This is a genomic window from Bradyrhizobium sp. 142 (genome assembly GCF_023074015.1).
Lineage (GTDB): Bacteria > Pseudomonadota > Alphaproteobacteria > Rhizobiales > Xanthobacteraceae > Bradyrhizobium.
In genome coordinates this window covers 1-670 of the sequence record NZ_JADPKQ010000237.1, presented here as the reverse complement: position 1 = coordinate 670, position 670 = coordinate 1, and the positions used below count along the sequence as shown (strand labels likewise).

At 63.4% G+C, this 670-nt stretch carries 1 protein-coding gene; it reads left to right on the top strand.

Going from position 1 to position 670, the window contains the following annotated elements; genetic code table 11:
• On the top strand, positions 1-670 hold a 670-nt coding region (locus tag IVA82_RS21945), incomplete at both ends, for an efflux RND transporter permease subunit (protein WP_247387683.1).

The window sequence follows — 670 nt, the reverse complement described above, 5'->3', positions numbered from 1 at the left end:
GCGTGATGGACAACCTGGATGGCAGTCCGACGGGACTTACCTGACGCCCGAAGGTGAACGCCTGACCGATGATTTTCAACGCACTGTCTATCTGCGCACAGTGCAGGACTGGATCGTCCGCCCGCAGATGAAGACGGTCCCAGGCGTTGCCGGCGCAGATGCGATCGGCGGTTTCGTCAAGCAATTCCAGGTCCAGCCCGATCCGTCTCGGCTGATCAGCTACGGGCTGTCACTCAACCAGGTGATAGCCGCTATCGAGGCCAACAACGTCAGCCGCGGTGCCAACTACATAGAACAAAATGGCGAGGGCTATGTGGTCCGGGCCAGCGGCCGGGTGGAGAACGCCGAGGATATCTCACAGATCGTCGTGGCTACGCGGTCCGGCGTGCCCGTCCGCGTCAGGGATGTCGCCGAAGTCACCATCGGCAAGGAATTGCGGACCGGCAGCGCCAGCGTCAACGGCCGGGAGGTCGTTCTGGGCACGGCGCTGATGCTGATCGGCGGCAATAGCCGCACGGTCGCGGCGGCAGCGGATGCGAAGATCAAGGAGGTCAGCCGCACGCTTCCCCCCGGCATCTACGCCCACACCGTGCTGAACCGGACGCAATTGGTGGACGCCACCATTGAGACCGTGGCGACCAATCTGGCCGAAGGTGCGCTCCTCGTCATC